General features: G+C 39.6%; 13 protein-coding genes. 7 read left to right on the top strand and 6 right to left on the bottom strand.

Annotation, left to right across the window (positions count from 1 at the left end; all coding sequences use genetic code 11):
* Window positions 1–77 precede the first annotated feature (77 nt).
* From GM920_RS00240 to GM920_RS00215, 6 genes are all read left to right on the top strand, one after another.
* The gene (locus tag GM920_RS00240) at window positions 78–3590 is read left to right on the top strand and encodes a SusC/RagA family TonB-linked outer membrane protein (RefSeq protein ID WP_182952608.1); all 3513 of its coding nucleotides are present in this window, start codon (window positions 78–80) and stop codon (window positions 3588–3590) included.
* A gap of 31 nt (window positions 3591–3621) precedes the next feature.
* Complete coding sequence (locus GM920_RS00235; protein ID WP_182952607.1) at window positions 3622–5019, top strand: RagB/SusD family nutrient uptake outer membrane protein; 1398 nt, start codon at window positions 3622–3624, stop codon at window positions 5017–5019.
* A gap of 18 nt (window positions 5020–5037) precedes the next feature.
* Entirely contained in the window at window positions 5038–6135 is a 1098-nt protein-coding gene (locus tag GM920_RS00230) for a TlpA disulfide reductase family protein (protein ID WP_182952606.1), read from the top strand.
* 10 nt (window positions 6136–6145) lie between these two features.
* Window positions 6146–7270 carry a TlpA disulfide reductase family protein gene (locus GM920_RS00225; protein WP_182952605.1) on the top strand — a complete coding sequence of 375 codons (1125 nt, stop codon included), beginning with the start codon at window positions 6146–6148 and terminating at the stop codon, window positions 7268–7270.
* Between the two features lie 66 nt (window positions 7271–7336).
* Window positions 7337–8995: an asparagine synthase B gene (asnB, locus tag GM920_RS00220; protein ID WP_182952604.1), complete on the top strand. Its 1659-nt coding sequence runs from the start codon at window positions 7337–7339 to the stop codon at window positions 8993–8995.
* A gap of 273 nt (window positions 8996–9268) precedes the next feature.
* Window positions 9269–9616, top strand: coding sequence for a helix-turn-helix domain-containing protein (locus tag GM920_RS00215; RefSeq protein ID WP_182952603.1), 348 nt, complete (start codon window positions 9269–9271; stop codon window positions 9614–9616).
* Window positions 9617–9651: 35 nt separating this feature from the next.
* Here the strand turns inward: GM920_RS00215 and GM920_RS00210 are convergent, their stop codons facing one another.
* From GM920_RS00210 to mnmE, 4 genes are all read right to left on the bottom strand, one after another.
* Entirely contained in the window at window positions 9652–9882 is a 231-nt protein-coding gene (locus tag GM920_RS00210; protein ID WP_182952602.1) for a hypothetical protein, read from the bottom strand.
* Between the two features lie 80 nt (window positions 9883–9962).
* Window positions 9963–11156, bottom strand: coding sequence for a tyrosine-type recombinase/integrase (locus tag GM920_RS00205; protein ID WP_182952601.1), 1194 nt, complete (start codon window positions 11154–11156; stop codon window positions 9963–9965).
* Between the two features lie 4 nt (window positions 11157–11160).
* A complete protein-coding gene (locus tag GM920_RS00200) occupies window positions 11161–11727 on the bottom strand; it encodes a helix-turn-helix domain-containing protein (RefSeq protein WP_182952600.1) in 567 nt (188 codons plus the stop codon).
* 321 nt (window positions 11728–12048) lie between these two features.
* A complete protein-coding gene (mnmE, locus tag GM920_RS00195) occupies window positions 12049–13416 on the bottom strand; it encodes a tRNA uridine-5-carboxymethylaminomethyl(34) synthesis GTPase MnmE (RefSeq protein ID WP_182952599.1) in 1368 nt (455 codons plus the stop codon).
* Window positions 13417–13593: 177 nt separating this feature from the next.
* On the opposite strand from mnmE, the gene GM920_RS00190 reads away from it, so the two are divergent.
* Window positions 13594–14712 carry an AI-2E family transporter gene (locus GM920_RS00190; protein ID WP_182952598.1) on the top strand — a complete coding sequence of 373 codons (1119 nt, stop codon included), beginning with the start codon at window positions 13594–13596 and terminating at the stop codon, window positions 14710–14712.
* 766 nt (window positions 14713–15478) lie between these two features.
* Here GM920_RS00190 and argS read toward each other — a convergent pair.
* Together argS and GM920_RS00180 are read right to left on the bottom strand one after the other, a co-directional pair.
* Entirely contained in the window at window positions 15479–17257 is a 1779-nt protein-coding gene (argS, locus tag GM920_RS00185; RefSeq protein WP_182952597.1) for an arginine--tRNA ligase, read from the bottom strand.
* Window positions 17258–17260: 3 nt separating this feature from the next.
* Entirely contained in the window at window positions 17261–18211 is a 951-nt protein-coding gene (locus GM920_RS00180; RefSeq protein WP_182952596.1) for an arginase, read from the bottom strand.
* Between the last annotated feature and the right edge of the window lie 69 nt (window positions 18212–18280).

Below are 18280 nucleotides of genomic sequence, written 5' to 3'. Positions count from 1 at the left end.
CTGGTCTTAGCCAAAACCAGGTTAGGCAAAAAATTAATCTATCGACAGACCATTATCACCTAAACTTAAACAAATGTATGTATTTATACTTTAACCTATCCGAGAAACGAAAAGCTCTCGTTAACCTTTCTATTTTCAAAAATTTTAAAAGCTGGGTATCTGCCAGCTTCTGCATATTACTATTCTTTACCACATCTACTGTAAATGCACAGCAAAGAACTGCCAGTATTACGGTAAAGGATGCTAGCTTAAACAAAGTTCTGAAAGACATCATCAGACAGACCGGTGCTTCAGTGATTTACAATGAAAAAATCCTGACCAACACACTTCCGGTCAGTGTGAGCTTTAAAGACTTGCCTATTGAGAAAGCCCTCAAAGAGTTATTGAAGGGACAACCATTAGAATATGGGGTGGAGAAAGGAAATATTTACATCCGAAAAAAGCCTTTAAAACCACTAACTTCGTCTGATAATGCATGGATAACTGTTACGGGTAAAACGACCAATGAAGATGGAATGCCTCTTCCGGGTGTAAACATTAGAATCCAGGATACTGAAAACTCGACCATTTCCGATGCTTTCGGCAACTTTTCCTTAAAATTCGTATCGCCAAAATCAACGCTTATCGCTTCGTTTATTGGTTTCAAAACTCTGGAGTTACCTGTAGAGGCGGAACAATTCATGAACCTTGTTATGGCCCCTTACAGCGAAAAACTGGATGATGTTCAGATCACTGCAAATACCGGTTATCAAAGCCTGAGTAAAGAAAGGGCCACAGGATCTTTTGAGGTAGTGAATAAAAAAGAACTTGATCTAAGAGTTGGACCAGACATTATGAGCAGATTGGAGGGAATTACCTCTATTCAATTTGACAAAAGTGGAGGCATCAATCGCCCGAAAATGACCATCCGGGGATTAAGTTCCATCAATGGTATACAAGATCCATTAATCGTGGTCGATAATTTCCCTTATGAAGGAGACATAAAAAACCTAAATCCAAATGATGTAGAAAGTGTAACGATCCTGAAAGATGCTGCTGCAGCTTCTATCTGGGGTTCCAGAGCAGCCAATGGCGTTGTGGTCATCACTACTCGCAAGGGGCAATATAACAGACCAGCTCAGATCAATTTCAGCAGTACAGTAACCCTTCAGGAAAAACCGGACCTCTTTGCCGTTAAAAACATGAGCTCCGGTGAATTCATCGACCTTCAGCAGCAGCTGTTTAAAAACGGCTTTTACACTTCCAGGGAAAACAGCCAGACCAACAGGGATCCATTGCCGCCTGTTATAGAAATTCTGATTCTTCAAAGAGACAAAAAGATCAGCGTGGCAGAAGCCAATGCCAAGATTGATGCTTTACGTGGGCATGATATTCGGGATGACTATAACAGGTTGGTCTATAAAACGGGTGTGAATCAGCAGTACTCCCTTAGCGTTTCTGGCGGAAGCAAAGATATCACCTATCTTTTCTCTGGTGGTTATGATAAAAATAAGGATGTATTGAGCAGTGCATACGACCGGATCACTTTCCGCTCCTCTAATACTTATCGCCCGATAAAAGGGTTGGAAATCTCAACAGATGTTAGTTACGGAAGTACCAATACTAAAAGTGGAAGAAATGGTTTTTCCAGTTCCAGCACGGAATTTATGTATCAATCTCTTGCAGATGCAGATGGTAACGCGATGCCCTTCGACAGATACAGGGGGCCTTATATCGATACTGCTGGCGGAGGAAAACTATTGGATTGGAAATACTATCCCCTGGAAAATTACAAGTCTGTTAAAATAACCAGTAAGACCAATACTTTTGTAGGAGGGTTAGGATTAAATTATAGGTTCAACCCTAATTTTAGTGCAGATGTAAAATACCAGTATCAGGATCAAAAGCAAGATGCAGCTACCTATAATGACGTCAATAGTTTCTTTACACGGAACATGATCAATAAATATACCCAAATTGATCCGGTAACCGGAGTAGTAAAACGCATTGTCCCTTTAGGTGGAATCCGGGACTTTCGCGATAACAGCATTATTACCAACAACCTGAGAGGCCAGGTTAACTACAACCAATTATTCTCCACCAAGCATGAATTGACAGCAATTGCGGGAGCAGAAGTCCGTCAGATCAAAACAAATGGAATTGCAAATAGGATTTATGGTTATGATGAAAGTACCGGGGCTTCTGCCTTGATGGATCTGGTAAATGACTATCCTGATTTTATCAGTGGTTTTACCAATGTGATCCCTGGAAGTAGCAATACCACAGGTTTAACTGGAAGATATGTTTCTGTCTATGCAAATGCAGCCTACACCTACGATCACCGTTATACGGTTTCAGGAAGTGTCCGACGTGACGCATCTAACCTATTTGGTGTAGAAACCAGAAGTAAATGGAGTCCATTATGGTCTGTAGGTGCGAGTTGGAACATTGATCAGGAATCGTTTTATAAAGACCGGAATCTTCCCTATTTAAAAATGAGGATGACTTACGGTTATAGCGGAACCATTGACCCAAGTCAATCTGCAGTAACCACCATCTCCTACGATACTTACCTGCAGCGTTATTCGGGACTAACCAGTGCAGGAATCTATAATTATGGCAATCCTACCCTCAGATGGGAAAAAGTAGGTATGTTTAATCTTGGTCTTGATTTTGGCTTACAAAACAACCGCTTTAGTGGATCTGTAGAGTATTATCATAAAAATGCAAAGGACCTTTTAGGACCTACCCCTGTTGACCCACTTATGGGCTATTCCGGTTATATTACTTCCAATGTGGCTAATATGAAGGGCAAAGGAGTAGATATTCAATTGAATGCAACTGTCATCAATTCCCCATTCAAATGGCGGCCATCTTTAATCATGAGTTTTAATACGACTGAGGTTACTGAGTATTATAACATGAACATGAATGGTTTAATCGCAGATAGAGGTGGTTTATTTGCCATAGTAGGAAAACCGGTGTATGCAGTTTATAGTCAGCGTTGGGCTGGTCTTGATGCTAAAGGAAATCCACAAGGATACCTGAACGGAGAGAAATCCATTGCTTACAATACGATGAACGAAAATGTAAAGGTAGATGAGTTGGTTTATAATGGTTCTGCAACCCCAACAATGTTCGGATCCTTTAATCATAATTTATCTTACAAGAACATTAATCTATCTTTTTCCATCTCTTATAAATTCAATTATTACTTCAGGAAAGATGCCATGAATTATGCCTCGATATTTTCCGGATCTGCCCCTACAGCTGAATATAATAAAAGGTGGCAAAACCCTGGAGATGAGCTAATCACCGATATCCCATCTATGGTATATCCAAATAGCAGCGCTAGGTCTTTCTTTTATCAGGATGCGGAAATTAATGTACTCAAGGCTGATCATATCCGTCTGCAATACATTAACCTATCTTATTCCCTACGCAGGGAAGATTACAAGCGCCTCCCGGCTAAAAGCCTGGATATTTTCAGCAACATTTCCAATCTGGGAATTTTATGGAGAGCAAATAAGCAGCATATCGATCCTGACTTTGGGAACCGGTCTATGCCTGCGGCAAAAACTGTCTCTTTTGGATTAAGGGCAAATTACTAAGGAAGGATTTAAATTTAAGATTAGAAGCATCATGAAAAGCTCAAAAAATATATTAATGATCTTGCCATTGGCACTTATTTGTTGCCTAACGATTAGCGGATGCAAGAAGTTTTTGGATGAGAAACCAGACATAAAACTCGCTGTTCCTGAAACTCTTCGGGATTTACAGGCACTGTTAGACAATAGTGGAAAAATGAATACATCTGGTTCTAATGGGCGCAGCACGGATTTACCAGAAGCGAGCAGCGACAATTATCAGATTGATGATGAATCCTATGAAAGCCTCGAACAAGGTACTCGAAATGTCTACATCTGGGGACCAGAAGTGATGGGTATTTATGACTCTGAAATAGAGGGCTGTTGGGGTGGTCATTATTCTGTTATCACTCCATGCAATACTGTATTAAAAAGTATTGAAGACATTAAACGAACGCCGGCAAATGCCGCCGCATACGATAATGTGAGAGGAAGCGCTTTATTTTTTCGTTCTAACGCCTTCTTATGGCTGGTTACTGGCTGGTCAAAAACGTTTAATGAAAGTACTGCCGATCAGGATCCTGGTATCCCGTTGAGGAAAGATGACACTTATAATGAAAAAGTGAGTAGAGGAACGCTGCGTCAGACTTATGACCAGATCATAAATGACTTGAATGAAGCATTGCCACTATTACCTGAAAAGCCGGTACACTCCTATAGACCTTCCAAAGCTGCTGTTCATGCCCTACTAGCCAGAACCTATCTTGCCATGCGCAAATATGAATTGGCGGCAACAGAAGCAAAAGCCTGCATCCAGGTATTCGGGAGTAGTAAATTACTTAATTACAACTCTTTAGATGCTACAAGTGATGAACCAATCGCTAGATTTAATCCAGAAGTGATTTTTTCAATGGAGTCCTTCACCACTACCTACACAGATGAAACTGCTACGGTTAAGGCCGAACTTTATACCAGTTATGCTGACAATGACTTGCGCAAAACCGTGTTCTATTATGAAAATGAAGATTTTGGGGGTTATTCTTTTAAAGGTCATTATGCAGGGTACAGACTATTTACAGGTCTGGCTTTAGATGAAGTTTACCTGATTGCAGCCGAATCTATGGTCAGAACCAATAAGGTTGGAGAAGGAATGGACCTACTCAATGAGTTACTTGCAAAAAGATGGGTTACGGGAAGCTTTACGCCATTGCAAAGTTCAGATCCTGCTGCTGCCCTACTTTTGGTTTTAAAAGAACGAAGGAAAGAATTAGTGATGCGTAACTTGCGATGGATGGACCTTAAAAGGTTAAATATGGAACCTGAACATCAGGTTCAAATCAGTAGAACGATCAAAGGAAAAATTGAGAAACTGGAGCCTGGAGACCCTAGATATAGCTTCCCAATCCCGCTTCGATCGATTCAAATGTCTGGCTTAACACAAAATCCAAGATAAACACCTAATCCAAAAAATATGAGATTTTTATTACTGGCATTATTGATGCCCCTGCAAATCTATGCGCAAAATTCCCCTGGCTATGTCATCAAAGGGAGTACAAATACTCCATCAAAAAAGGCCTGGATCTATATGAGCCGATCTACAGAAAGGTCAGAAAAAACAGATAGTGCAGCTTTTAAAGATGGTCGATTTGAATTTAAGGGAAGTGTAACTGAACCTACAGCCGTTAAAATTTACTTTGACCGTAAATCTCCAAAAGCAGTATTTGTCATTGACAATAGCAAGATGATATTTAAAGCGGCTGATTCATTAAACAATTTTTCTGTTACTGGTTCCCCGGCAGCGATGGCAGCCATTGAGTTTCAAAAAATGATTGCGCCGGCAGAAAAGACATATGATGGCTACCTAAGAGATTTTTGGGCTACTCATATGAACAAAGCAGATAATGATGCAGAAAAAATAGCGAGTAAAGACCGAATTGACCGTGCTTATGACCATATCAATGATTTACATTTATCTTACCTTAAAGCAAATCCAAAAAGTCCGATTGGTATAATTCTATTGAATAAATATGTTTCCAGAAAAGGAAATATGGATGGGTTATCCCCAATATTCATTGCTTTCAGCAGTGATCTAAAAAATTCGGCATCTGGTAAAGCATTTGAGGCAAGACTTCAAACCGCATTAACCCTTAGCATTGGAAAACCTGCATTAGATTTCAATGTAAAAAGCTCAGAAGGAAAAGATGTAAAATTATCAGATTTCAAGGGTAAATATGTCTTTCTTGATTTTTGGGCAAGCTGGTGTGGGCCCTGTAGATCGGAAATGCCACATGTGAGGAATGCCTATAATAAATATAAAAACAATGGATTTGAGGTGATGGCAGTTTCCCTGGATAAGGAAAATAAGCGGGCAGAGTGGTTAAAAGCTATTGAAGAAGATAAAACGGGTGCATTCTCACAAACCATTGATCCTACCGGAGACATTGCCAGGCTGTATGACATCCGCAGCATTCCTCAAAATTACCTTATTAGCCCGGAGGGAAAAATCATAGCCAAAGACCTTCGAGGAAAAGACCTGGAAACCTTCCTACACAAACAATTTAATCCTTAAAAAAACAGCCATGAAAAAATTACTAATCGCAGCATTACTGCCAATTTCGGCCTATGCACAAACCAATACGTATAATATTGAGGGAAAAAGCCCAGGTAAAAATAACAATAAATGGGTCTATTTGAGTAAGCCACAAAAAACTGATCCTGATAGCGTAAGGATCAAAAATGGCCGTTTCAACTTTAAGGGAAGTATTGCAGAACCTATGCAGGTGAAAGTTTATATCAAAGATCCGGAAGCTAAGTTTAAAAATAACCCGGGATACCGTGGTATCAGTTTTTTCCTGGAGAATAATGCAATCGAGCTAAAAATAGCCGATTCCATCCAGTATAGCCTGGTAAAAGGATCTGTTGCAGAAGATCAATATAACAACTTCAAAAAAGCAACAAAATCCAAATCTGACGAATATATGGTGTATTTAGAAAAGTTCTGGGATATGGGTTCATTAGATAAGCTGGACACAGTGAGAATCAACTATGAAGATCGTAAAGACTTGGTAAAGCAGCAGTATTACCAAAAATATATAGACTATGTGATCGCGAATCCAAGCTCTCCAATCTGTATGCGCCTGCTAAAAGAATATCAGGAATTCAATCATGATGCGGTACTGATGAAAACGGCATTTGACGTACTTCCAAGCAGCACTAAAGCATGGCCATCCGCAAAAGCTTTTTCAAAGAAACTAGAGGTGGCCTTGAACCTCTCCCCTGGCCAAATGGCGAAGGATTTTAAAGTAAAAGATAAGGATGGAAAATGGGTGAATTTCTCCGAGATCCCTGATTTTAAAGGAAAGTATGTCCTGATTGATTTCTGGGCAAGCTGGTGTGGTCCTTGCAGATCTGAAATGCCAAATGTCCTGGATGCCTATAAAAAGTATAAAGATGCAGGCTTGGTAGTTATGGCTGTGTCTGTAGATGAAACTAAAGATAAGGATAAATGTATCGCAGCAATAAAAGCAGATGGCACCCAAGACCTTTATCAGGCATTCGATGAAGAACGAATCGCTGCAGATCTTTACGATATTCAGAGTATCCCTCAAAATTACCTGATCGATCCATCTGGAAAAATAATAGCTAAAAATATCAAAGGAATTCATTTAAGTAGAAAAATGAGGGAGTTATTTCCTGCTATATAGTTGCGCTAACCTAATTAGATCTGTAAACAATAAATTAAAGAGTATTCAATTAAAATTTTAAAATATATGTGTGGTATTGTTTGTTCCTTTTTGCCAGTTGAGAACCAGTCTATAATACGAACAAAAGTCCTGGAGATGGCAAGACGTATTCGTCACCGAGGACCGGATAGTTCTGGAATATACGGTTCATTTAAAGCTCACCTGGCACATGAGCGTCTAGGGATAACCGATTTTGAAACTGGAAGTCAACCATTATACAGCGCTGATAAATCAGTGATACTGATAGTAAATGGTGAAATTTACAATTATGAGCAGCTGAGGAAGGAAGTTGGAGATTACCCCTATCAAAGTAAATCAGATTCGGAGGTTTTAATTGCACTTTACCTTAAATACGGGATTGATTTTTTGGATAAATTAAACGGAATGTATGCCTTCGCTATTTATGATTCGCGAAACGATTCATTTTTCATAGCCCGGGATCATCTGGGTATTATTCCCTTATATCATGGTTACGATAGTAAAGGGCAATATTTCCTTGCCTCTGAATTAAAATCCTTAGAAGGATTTTGCGACTTAATCAATCAGTTCCCTCCCGGTCACTATATACATAGTCTACAAGGTATGGATCCTATTCAGTATTACAAACCTGGTTGGGAGAATTTCGAATCGGTTGAAGAAAAGGGTACCACTGATATTAATTTAATTCGTCAATCGTTGGAAAAAGCAGTTCGCCAGCAAATGGTGCTGGATGTTCCATTTGCAGTATTGTTATCCGGTGGTTTAGATTCATCCATCATAGCAAGTATTGCCAAGCAAGAAATAAATGAGAGAAACTTGTTGACAAAAAAGCAATCTCAGCTGCATTCCTATGCAATAGGATTAGCCGGAGCACCTGATCTATTGGCAGCAAGAAAGGTTGCTGATTATATCGGTACTATTCACCATGAAGTTCAATTTACATTGGAGGAAGGAATTGATGCTATTCGAGATGTAATCTATTACTTAGAGACATACGATGTCACCACAGTACGAGCTTCTACTCCGATGTATTTACTGGCAAGGGTAATGAAGTCGATGGGGATCAAAGCAGTGCTTTCCGGGGAAGGATCAGATGAATTATTTGGAGGATATCTTTATTTTCATAAAGCTCCTTCAGCCAGGGCTTTTCACGAAGAGACCGTTCGTAAATTGAAAAAGCTACATCTTTATGATTGTCTTCGCGCCAACAAATCACTCGCTGCCTGGGGTATAGAAGGACGGGTTCCATTTTTAGACATTGACTTTGTCAACACAGCTATGTGTATCAATCCTGAGCTCAAGTTGATTGATAAAGATCATATGGAGAAATGGATCCTGAGGAAGGCTTTCGAAGGCAGTTTGCCTGATGAAATATTATGGCGACAAAAAGAGCAATTTTCTGATGGAGTGGGCTACTCATGGATTAGCACTTTAAAACAATACACCGAACAGGAAATTAATGACCATAGCTTTAAAAATGCTGCAACTCGGTTCCCTATTCATACACCACTTAGTAAAGAAGAATTCTTTTATAGAAGAATATTTGAAGAGTTATTTCCATCTGGTGCGGCTGTTACCACTGTGCCCTCAGTTAAATCAGTAGCCTGTAGCACACCGGAGGCTTTAGCTTGGGATATTGCTTTTCAGACCATGAATGATCCATCAGGACGTGCAATACGACAAGTACACAATGAGGCATTCAAATAAGAAAACCATGAAAACTTAATTTCTAAGATTACGCCTAGACTCTGTCGAGCCCGCAACTAAAATGCGGGCTCTTTTTTTTATTTCCAGAATTAACACTAAATCCGATTCCGAGCGCTCTTTTTCACATTCATAAGTAATAATACCTTGTTCATTTAAATAACAATTCCTTTTACTATCTTCTATTTATCCCATATGGGACTTCCTATCTTTTAAATTGACAATCATTGTGATCAACTCAATTGACTGTATAAACTCAAAGGAAGAATACTGCCTATGGAACCATTTAGTTTTGAAAAACTTCCCGAAGTAATCAGAATCCTATTTGAAAAAGTAGAGCACATGGAAGAATTACTTCAGGATTTACAACCCCAGTCCCCCAACGAAAATGAGCTTTTAACGATTCATGAAGCCGCTGAATTTCTGAAGGTCACTGTGCCCGCCTTGTATACAAAAGTAAGCAGACAGGAGATCCCCGTAAGCAAACCAGGCAAAAGGTTATACTTCAATAAGACTGAGTTAAGGAAATGGATCATTGCCTCAAGAAAAAAAACAGTTATGGAAATCAGGAAAGAAGCTGAAGAGCATATGAAAATGCTCAATAAGCATAAAAACTTTATTTGACACATGCCAAAAAGACCAAGAATTCTGTTCACTTCTTACAAGCGATACCGGAGTTTGATATTTCTACCTATGGCTTTAAGCAGTCCGGGGGTATCATTTACCGTTGCATCAACAGCATCCCAATCCCCTATTGAATTACAAACCAGCTGATATTCCCTATCATTCAGATTAATTTGAATTTCAGTAGTTAGTTTGGTAATTCCCTTGGTAATAATGAGGTAAGTATAGTCTTTCTCCTCAAAGTTGATGCGCATGGGTAAGTTCATAATGCAAATATAGCATCGTAAATTAGCTTTTATTGCGGTGCTGGTTATAAACCCTATAAATAGCTACGGGGAGGTTAAAACTAATTTTCATTCCGATGCACAATAAACTTAAATGATTTCGGGGCTAAGGTTTCATCTACTTCCATCGCATGAATTTCTTCCGGCATTTTCAACATCACCTTGTCTGCAGCATTACGCTTGGTCTTGTCCACAATTTTGGCATAGATCTCCGTATTTTTAAAAGCCTTATGACCCAACATTTTAGAAACCGTGTAAATATCCGTTCCCAGTTCCAATTGGAGTGTGGCAAAAGTATGGCGAAAACTATGAAAAGTAATGTTCTTTTTGATACCAGCATCAGCCAGCCAATGTGTAAAGAAGGTTTTCAATCTGGAATACCTTAACCCTTTAAAAACAAGAATACTTTCTGTGTTTTGAATCCCCATCATGGCGACAGCCTGATCTGAGATTGGCATCAGTTCCGCTGCGTCTGTTTTTTCCTGGGAGAACTGAAGTTCATATTTCCCGGCAGTTCCGCGCAGCTCTGACCATTTCAAAGTCGCTACATCAGAAAATCTCAAACCAGTAAGCCCTGAAAAAAGCGAAGCCATTTTCATTACATTTGAATCAGCAGGAGTTTCTGCTAATTGTTGGAACTCCTCAAGGGTAAGCCTTTCTCTATGTGTCTCTTTAGGTGTAATCGGCTTAACAATCGCATGTAGATCCTGAGAAATTAAACCTCGTTTATAAGCGATTCTTAAAATATGCCTAAACTTAGCATAATAACTTACAGCAGTATTTTTTGAGATTGGTCTTCCAGTCCTGCTAATACCAGGACGACTAAGTAAATAATTTTTGTAATCCTCACATAAGTAATCATTGAGCTCAGGAAACTTCAAATCATGACTAGCAAAGGCGATAAAATACCGTACCCCCATCCCCCAGTTATCGGAAACAGAGTGTTGCTTTTTGCGAGCTTCTATTTGAAAAAAGTCTATAAAGCTAGAGTCTCTCAAGGCATCAGAAATAAAACCAAACCTTCGATTCTGGATATCCAATTGACGTTGCGCACAAATACTACGGGCCAATACCAGCGTCTCCTTATTGTGCTGGCGCTCCCATTGATCAACAGGACTATCATAGATATACAATTTAAGCGTTTCAAATCGATGATATTTACCCGATGAGGGGTTTTTAAAAGGCGGAGAATAATCTAACATAATGCTTTTCCTGTTATTCACGATAGTTCTGAACCTCATTTTTACTTTAGCCATAACTTTATCTGTTTTGGTTTATAACTCGTTCTAAATCGGATTTCAGTACATAGGTGTACCAGCCACTTTGATATTTTGGAATGTTATTTCTTTTGATCAGAGAGTATAATGCTTTTTCAGAAAAATTGAACTTTTCTTGTGCTTCATCCATGGTATAACAATATTTCGGATGCGGCGGCTTCTTAGGTTTCTCCCTGATTTTAACTGGAATTTCTGACTGTTCAAATATTTTATCAACTTCAGTCCTTTTAATAATGATTTTCCTGCCAGAAAGCCGAACTGCCTTTATTTTTCCGCTATAGATGATGTTGTAGATCGTCCTGGTACAGATATTGAGTAATTTGGAAGCCTCCTTAACAGTTAGAAATTCAGCCGGTTCCTGTTTAACTTCAATCAAAGCTGCAGTTTGTTTCACCTCCAGGTCAGAAGCTTTTATCTTAAGATCACGAACCTTCTTTTTAGCATGTCTACTGTTGCATTTAAGACTGCAATAGCGGGTAACAGTAGTCTTTGCAATAAAAGTATTCAGGCAAAATTCACAAATTCTTTTAACGGCAATATTCGAACTCATTGTATGATAATTAAAATACCTGCAATCGGTTCCCGAACCCCTCTTTTGCCCTTAAATCATCGGTAGTAATTTACCCCCATTTTTAGCCCTATTTAGGGTAATTAAGGTGATTTAAGAGGAATTAAGATACATTAAGCGCAATGATTTACCCTCAAATTTTTAGGGCATAAAAAAACGCATTCGAGTTACAAATGCGTTACAAAAGTCAGAAAAACAAAAGCATAAATCCAAAGACATGGACAAAAGAAATTCACATAACTTATTAACAACAAGCTACTTAGTTATCATTAGTTGTCGTAATTATGTGGTAATTATCATCGGTTATTTCCCGATACAAAACTTACTAAAGATATTTTCCAACAAGTCATCCGTAGTCACTTTCCCAGTAATCTCACCAAGATAATACAACGCTTGCTTAATATCCATTGCCAGAAAATCCGAAGTCACCGGATTCGTCAACCCTCTGATCACGCTATCCAAAGCCGTCCTGGTTTTCTGTAACGCTTCCACGTGTCTGATGTTAGTTACCAGCGTATGATTCGTAGAAAGCTTATCTCCTACCGCAGTATCATACAACAACTGTTTCAACTCTTCAATCTGTTGATTTTCTTTTGCTGAAATAGAGATAAAGTTAATATCTGAAGGTAATCCTAATTCCTTCACCCTATCTGTAAATGAAAGATCGATTTTATTCGCTACTGCGATAAAAGCAATCCCTGGTTTATGTAACCGCTGAATATCTTCTCTAATTTCGCTTGCAGAAAGATTCACCACATCAAACAGATAAACCAACACGGCCGACTGACTAATCTTTTGCATCGTCTTCTCAACCCCTATCGCTTCAATCGTATCCGTAGCCTCTCTAATACCTGCAGTATCTATCAATCTGAAATTAATCCCATTGATATTCAAAACCTCTTCAATCGTATCCCTTGTCGTACCAGCAATCTCACTTACAATCGCACGATCTTCATTCAACAACGCGTTCAATAAAGTCGATTTCCCTGCATTTGGTCTACCGGCAATTACGGTGTTAATTCCTTCTTTAATCACATTCCCCAATTCAAAAGAGCGGATCAATTTATTGATCACCAAATTGATCTTATTGATCAAGTCCTGCAACTGATCTCTATTTGCAAATTCTACATCTTCCTCAGAGAAATCAAGCTCCAATTCAATCATAGAAGCAAAATGTATCAATTGCTCTCTTAACACATTCAATTCCGTACTAAAACCACCTCTAAGTTGGTTCATCGCCACACTATGTGCCGCCTGAGAATCTGATGAAATCAAATCTGCTACTGCTTCTGCCTGCGATAAATCCATACCACCATTCAAGAACGCCCTTAAAGTAAACTCCCCAGGTTTAGCTGCCGAAGCACCTTTTCTGATCAATAAAGAAATGATCTGTTGAATGATATAATTTGAACCATGGCAACTAATTTCTACCACATTTTCCTTAGTATAAGATTTTGGAGCTATAAATAGCGCGACTACCACCTCATCAATCACCACATCACCATCTTTGATCAAGCCAAAGTGTAATGTATGGGATTCTTGTTTTAACAAATCCTTGCTAAAAACGGAGTTCGTGATAGAGATCGCATCCTTACCTGAAAGACGAATTACACCAATCGCACCGATTCCTTGTGGTGTAGATAAGGCAACTATAGTTTCATTACTGATCATAAGAAGAAATATACTGTGTTTCGATTATTTACAAAACTAGCCAAACATTTCATACCTTACCGTGTTTAATTTTTGAAAAAACAAATAAACTACAATTAAATCCATCCTGATCCATCAAAATCGGCTCAATCCCGAGCTTTTAGCACTGATGCGGTCTATTAATTTAGCGAGATACTTATGAAAGACATGCCCCTAACCGTTAAAAGATCCATTGAACTCCTCGGACTCGTTCTTGTCGGCACCATCCTGGTCATTGGAAAAGACATCATCATGCCTGTAATCATGGCCTTCTTTATCAGCATCATGCTCTTACCTGTTTTCCGATTTTTAAGGAAATATAAATTCCCGGAAATAGTGGCCATTGTATTGCCCATTCTACTGGTCGTGATCTTCGTAGGCTCTATTGTCTGGTTTTTCTCCGCACAGATCGGTGTACTCGCTAACGATTTCCCTCAGATCAAAGCCAATGTGAACGCGCATTTGAAAACCCTCAGCGAATGGTTTGGCAATATCAGTCATATTTCTACCACCGAGCAAATGAAGTTCATCACCGAAAAAAGTGATGACCTATTGGCTATGGGCGGTAAAGCAGCCAGCGGTGCCGCAGTCACCTTAAGTTCGCTCTTTGTATTTGTAGGTCTGCTACCCATCTACATCTACCTGATGCTTTTCTATAAAGACATCTTACTTCGCTTCGTGTTCATGTGGTTCAAACCAGACCATCACCCAAAGGTTAAAGAAGCCATTTATGAAACAGAATCCATCATTAAAAACTACCTGGTTGGTCTATTGATTCAGGTAACCTACATGACCGTTTTACTTGGCGGAATCCTTTTACTGGTAGGCATCAAACACGCCTTATTGATCGGGGTAATATTTGCCATCCTCAACCTGATTCCTTACGTAGGTGCTTTAATAGGCAACATTATCGGTGTCTTACTCACCCTGACTTCCTCTACCGAATTATGGCCGGTAATCACCGTTCTTGCGGTAATTGCAGCCGTACAGTTCCTGGACAACAATATCCTGATGCCTAGAATAGTGGGCTCAAAAGTAAAGATCAACGCATTCTTCGCTATCTTAGGAGTCGTCATCGGTGGAAGTATTGCCGGTGTATCCGGAATGTTTCTGTCTATGCCCATCATCGCGGTATTGAAGGTAATTTTCGACAGAACAGTGATCTTTAAGCAATGGGGCGTATTACTTGGTGATGAAAGGCCCGAAAAAAGTCCGATGACCTTCGCTTCCTTCCGGAAAAAGAAACACGTACCAGCTTCAGCAGGCGTTCAGAAATAACCACCTGAATCGTCCTTAAATAATCATTCCCTTTAAATGACATCACGATCAACAAAAATGGAACTTAATACAAATGCGCGGTGGATACTCAACTTACAACACTGGCAACTCTTTACTTTATTCTTAGCCCCTAACCTATTATCCTATCTTTTCAGCTCCTTTAGAACGCCTGGTACGAGTGGCTATTGGATTGAGTTGTGCAGTTTGATGTATCTGCTGACTTTATTTTGTGGCTGGATATATTTCACAACCACAAATCTCTATCCTCTATTACCATCCACCGTAACGCTGAATATTAAAAAGTTCAAAACTAAGGTCGCCTTCGCGTTCTTCCCAGCCTTCATCCTCTTAGCAATTACGCTGTATCGGGAGACCGAAGGAAATGGAGGATCAGGTTTCTTTGCGCTAGCTGTCTTGATAGGGCTAATCCTGGTCTATCCGCTCATCTGCCTTTTCCAATCCATATATATTATGATACAAACGTTAAAAGGTGTGGAATTACAGAGACCTGCAACAATAGCTGACCTGATTTTTAGCGATTTCAGCTGTCTTTATCCCTATATTGGCGTATGGCTCTTGCAACCCAGGATTAACCAGGTATGCAATGTCCATACAACAAAACAACCTGAAAGGGATTAAAGAAATAAGCTAAAAAAGCAGGAATTTACCTGCGAATAAAAAAAGGGTACCCGATCATTTCGGATACCCTTTTTTAGTAGATATCTAAGCATTAAGATGCGATTTCCGCAACCTTAAATCCATTAAACTACATTCTTTCTGGAACAGTAATTCCTAGAATTTTCATACCTGCTTTAAGAATGCTTGCCGTAACTGCACTCAGGTTTAAGCGGTGATGTTTCAAGGCCTCATCTTCTTCTTTTACAATTGGTGGAACCTCATGGTAGAATTTGTTGAACATCTTAGCCACCTCATAAAGATAATTCGCCAAACTTGCCGGACTAAATACTTTCGCCGCAGCAACAATCTCTGCAGGGTACTTAGCCAACAACATAATCATTTCACGCTCTGTATCTGTAATCACAACTTCAGCAGCACCTTTTGCAGCATCATATCCTGCTTTATTCAACAGTGATTTGATACGCGCATGCGTGTACTGAATAAATGGACCTGTATTTCCCTGGAAATCGATAGACTCCGAAGGATCAAATAACAAACGTTTCTTAGGCTCAACTTTCAGCAAGAAATACTTCAAAGCACCTAAACCAATGTTGTTATACAAAGCACTTTTCTCTTCCTCGCTAAAGTCATTCACTTTTCCCAGCGCTTCCGTTTTTTGTTTTGCAGTATCGATCATCTCTGCAACAAGATCATCCGCATCTACCACAGTACCTTCTCTTGATTTCATCTTGCCACTTGGCAGATCCACCATGCCGTACGACAAGTGGTGTAAGCCTTTAGCCCAGGTTTTACCCAGTTTTTCCAAAATCAGGAACAATACTTTGAAGTGATAATCCTGCTCATTACCTACCACATAAATAGACTCATCCATATAGAAATCATCATATTTCATTTGAGCAGTACCTAGATCCTGAGTGATGTATACCGAAGTACCATCTGCACGCAATACCAATTTCTGGTCTAAGCCATCAGCTGTTAAATCGATCCATACTGAACCATCTGGTTTCTTAAAGAACACGCCTTTCTCCAAACCTTCTTCAACCGTTCCTTTTCCTAATAAATAAGTATTGCTCTCATAATAATATTTATCGAAATCAACGCCAAGGTTTTTATAACTCACCTCAAAGCCAGCATAAACCCAGCTGTTCATGGTTTTCCAAAGCGTAATTACGGCATCGTCTCCAGCTTCCCAGTCCTGCAACATTTTCTGTGCTTCCAGAATCAATGGCGCATTTTTCTTCGCCTCATCTTCCGTCTGACCCGCTTCTTTTAACGCTTCAATTTCTTTTTTATACTCTTTATCAAAGATCACATAGTATTTTCCTACCAAATGATCTCCCTTTAAACCTGAACTTTCAGGTGTTTCGCCATTTCCCCATTTCTGCCAAGCCAACATAGACTTACAGATGTGAATACCACGGTCGTTCACCAAATTCACCTTAATCACTTCATGACCACTTGCTTTCAGCAATTCAGCCACCGAATAACCCAACAGGTTGTTTCTTACGTGTCCTAAGTGTAGTGGTTTATTTGTATTTGGCGATGAATATTCTACCATCACCTTTTTGCCATTCGGCTTGATTGTTCCAAAATCAGGGCTCAAAAGCTCCTGATTGAAAAGTCCCAACCAATAGCGATCTGCAACCGATAAGTTAAGGAAACCCTTAATCACGTTAAATGCAGTAACCTCTTCAATGTTTTCTACCAGATAAGTACCAAGCTCTGTTGCCGTTACTTCCGGAGATTTTTTAGAGAAACGCACAATCGGAAAAACCACAATCGTGATCTGTCCGTCAAATTCAGCTCTGGTATCTTGTAAACTTACTTGGTTTTCAGGAAGATCCTGCCCGTATAAATGCTTTACTGCAGCTATCGTTGCAGTGGTAATATGTTGTTCGATATTCATAATTTACTCGTTTCTAAAAGCGTTCGTCGCTTTAATTAAAATTTCAAAGGCATGTTCTGCCATTTGATTCTCCCTGTCGAGAGTTGGGTTAACCTCCACAATCTCAAAGCAACATACTTTCTGATTGGTGATCAGACCCGACATGAGCTTCCCTGCTTCTCTTTCTGTCAATCCCTGAGCAACCGGTGTCCCCGTTCCTCTTGATGCCGTAGGATCCATAGAATCCACGTCAAATGAAACATAAATGAGATCACAGTGATCAAGATACACCAAGGTATCAATCACCGTCCGTTCTACCCCTCTTTTCCGAACATCTGCCGTTGTAAAGATCTTTACTTTATTTTTCTTCAGCAAGTATTCTTCCGGCTTCTCCATATCCCGCGCAGAAATCAGCACAAGATCGCGATAATTAATCTTAGGTGCTATATTTCCTACGTTTTTTAACTGATACCAGTAGTTGATTGTTTCCTGATCCAGCTTGTTCACCTTCGACTCTAAATTATCTTCGTCAAGTGCCATCGCTAAGGGCATTCCGTGCATATTTCCGGAGGGTGTAGTGTATGGAGAATGGATATCTGCATGTGCATCGATCCAAATTACCCCCAATTTCGACTTTGGAAAAGCCGCTTTTATCCCCGCAATTGTACCCGCTGCCGTACTGTGATCACCCGCTAAAACTACTGGAAATTCTTTCTCCTCCAAAGTAGTCCGCACCTGATCACTCACCCGCTCTATCATCGTCAGTATCCCCGAAATCCGCTTCGCATACGGGCTACCGGTGCCTTCAAGCAACAAATGGTTCTCATTTGGCACCTCTACTGATTTGTGTTTCTTGAAAAATCTACTCCCAAAATCCAACGCTGCAATCTTAATTGCATCTACTCCTAAACTGGCTCCCCGTGTACCGGCGCCAATCTCGGATTTTACCTCAATAATTTTTAAAGTCTTAGTCATAAAAAAAAATACAAGTGTATTTTATAAAGTGATTATCTTTGAGCCGAAAATTAACTCATTTAATTAGCT

The organism is Pedobacter gandavensis, from assembly GCF_014172405.1.
GTDB classification, from domain to species: domain Bacteria; phylum Bacteroidota; class Bacteroidia; order Sphingobacteriales; family Sphingobacteriaceae; genus Pedobacter; species Pedobacter gandavensis.
Note: the sequence above shows the minus strand (reverse complement) of the source record. Positions and strands in the feature narration are given on the sequence as shown.

Coding starts and splice junctions, on each gene's coding strand:
- GM920_RS00240 (WP_182952608.1), top strand. CDS start 78: ATGTATTTATACTTTAACCTATCCGAGAAACGAAAAGCTCTCGTTAAC.
- GM920_RS00235 (WP_182952607.1), top strand. CDS start 3,622: ATGAAAAGCTCAAAAAATATATTAATGATCTTGCCATTGGCACTTATT.
- GM920_RS00230 (WP_182952606.1), top strand. CDS start 5,038: ATGAGATTTTTATTACTGGCATTATTGATGCCCCTGCAAATCTATGCG.
- GM920_RS00225 (WP_182952605.1), top strand. CDS start 6,146: ATGAAAAAATTACTAATCGCAGCATTACTGCCAATTTCGGCCTATGCA.
- asnB (WP_182952604.1), top strand. CDS start 7,337: ATGTGTGGTATTGTTTGTTCCTTTTTGCCAGTTGAGAACCAGTCTATA.
- GM920_RS00215 (WP_182952603.1), top strand. CDS start 9,269: ATGGAACCATTTAGTTTTGAAAAACTTCCCGAAGTAATCAGAATCCTA.
- GM920_RS00210 (WP_182952602.1), bottom strand. CDS start 9,882: ATGAACTTACCCATGCGCATCAACTTTGAGGAGAAAGACTATACTTAC.
- GM920_RS00205 (WP_182952601.1), bottom strand. CDS start 11,156: ATGGCTAAAGTAAAAATGAGGTTCAGAACTATCGTGAATAACAGGAAA.
- GM920_RS00200 (WP_182952600.1), bottom strand. CDS start 11,727: ATGAGTTCGAATATTGCCGTTAAAAGAATTTGTGAATTTTGCCTGAAT.
- mnmE (WP_182952599.1), bottom strand. CDS start 13,416: ATGATCAGTAATGAAACTATAGTTGCCTTATCTACACCACAAGGAATC.
- GM920_RS00190 (WP_182952598.1), top strand. CDS start 13,594: ATGAAAGACATGCCCCTAACCGTTAAAAGATCCATTGAACTCCTCGGA.
- argS (WP_182952597.1), bottom strand. CDS start 17,257: ATGAATATCGAACAACATATTACCACTGCAACGATAGCTGCAGTAAAG.
- GM920_RS00180 (WP_182952596.1), bottom strand. CDS start 18,211: ATGACTAAGACTTTAAAAATTATTGAGGTAAAATCCGAGATTGGCGCC.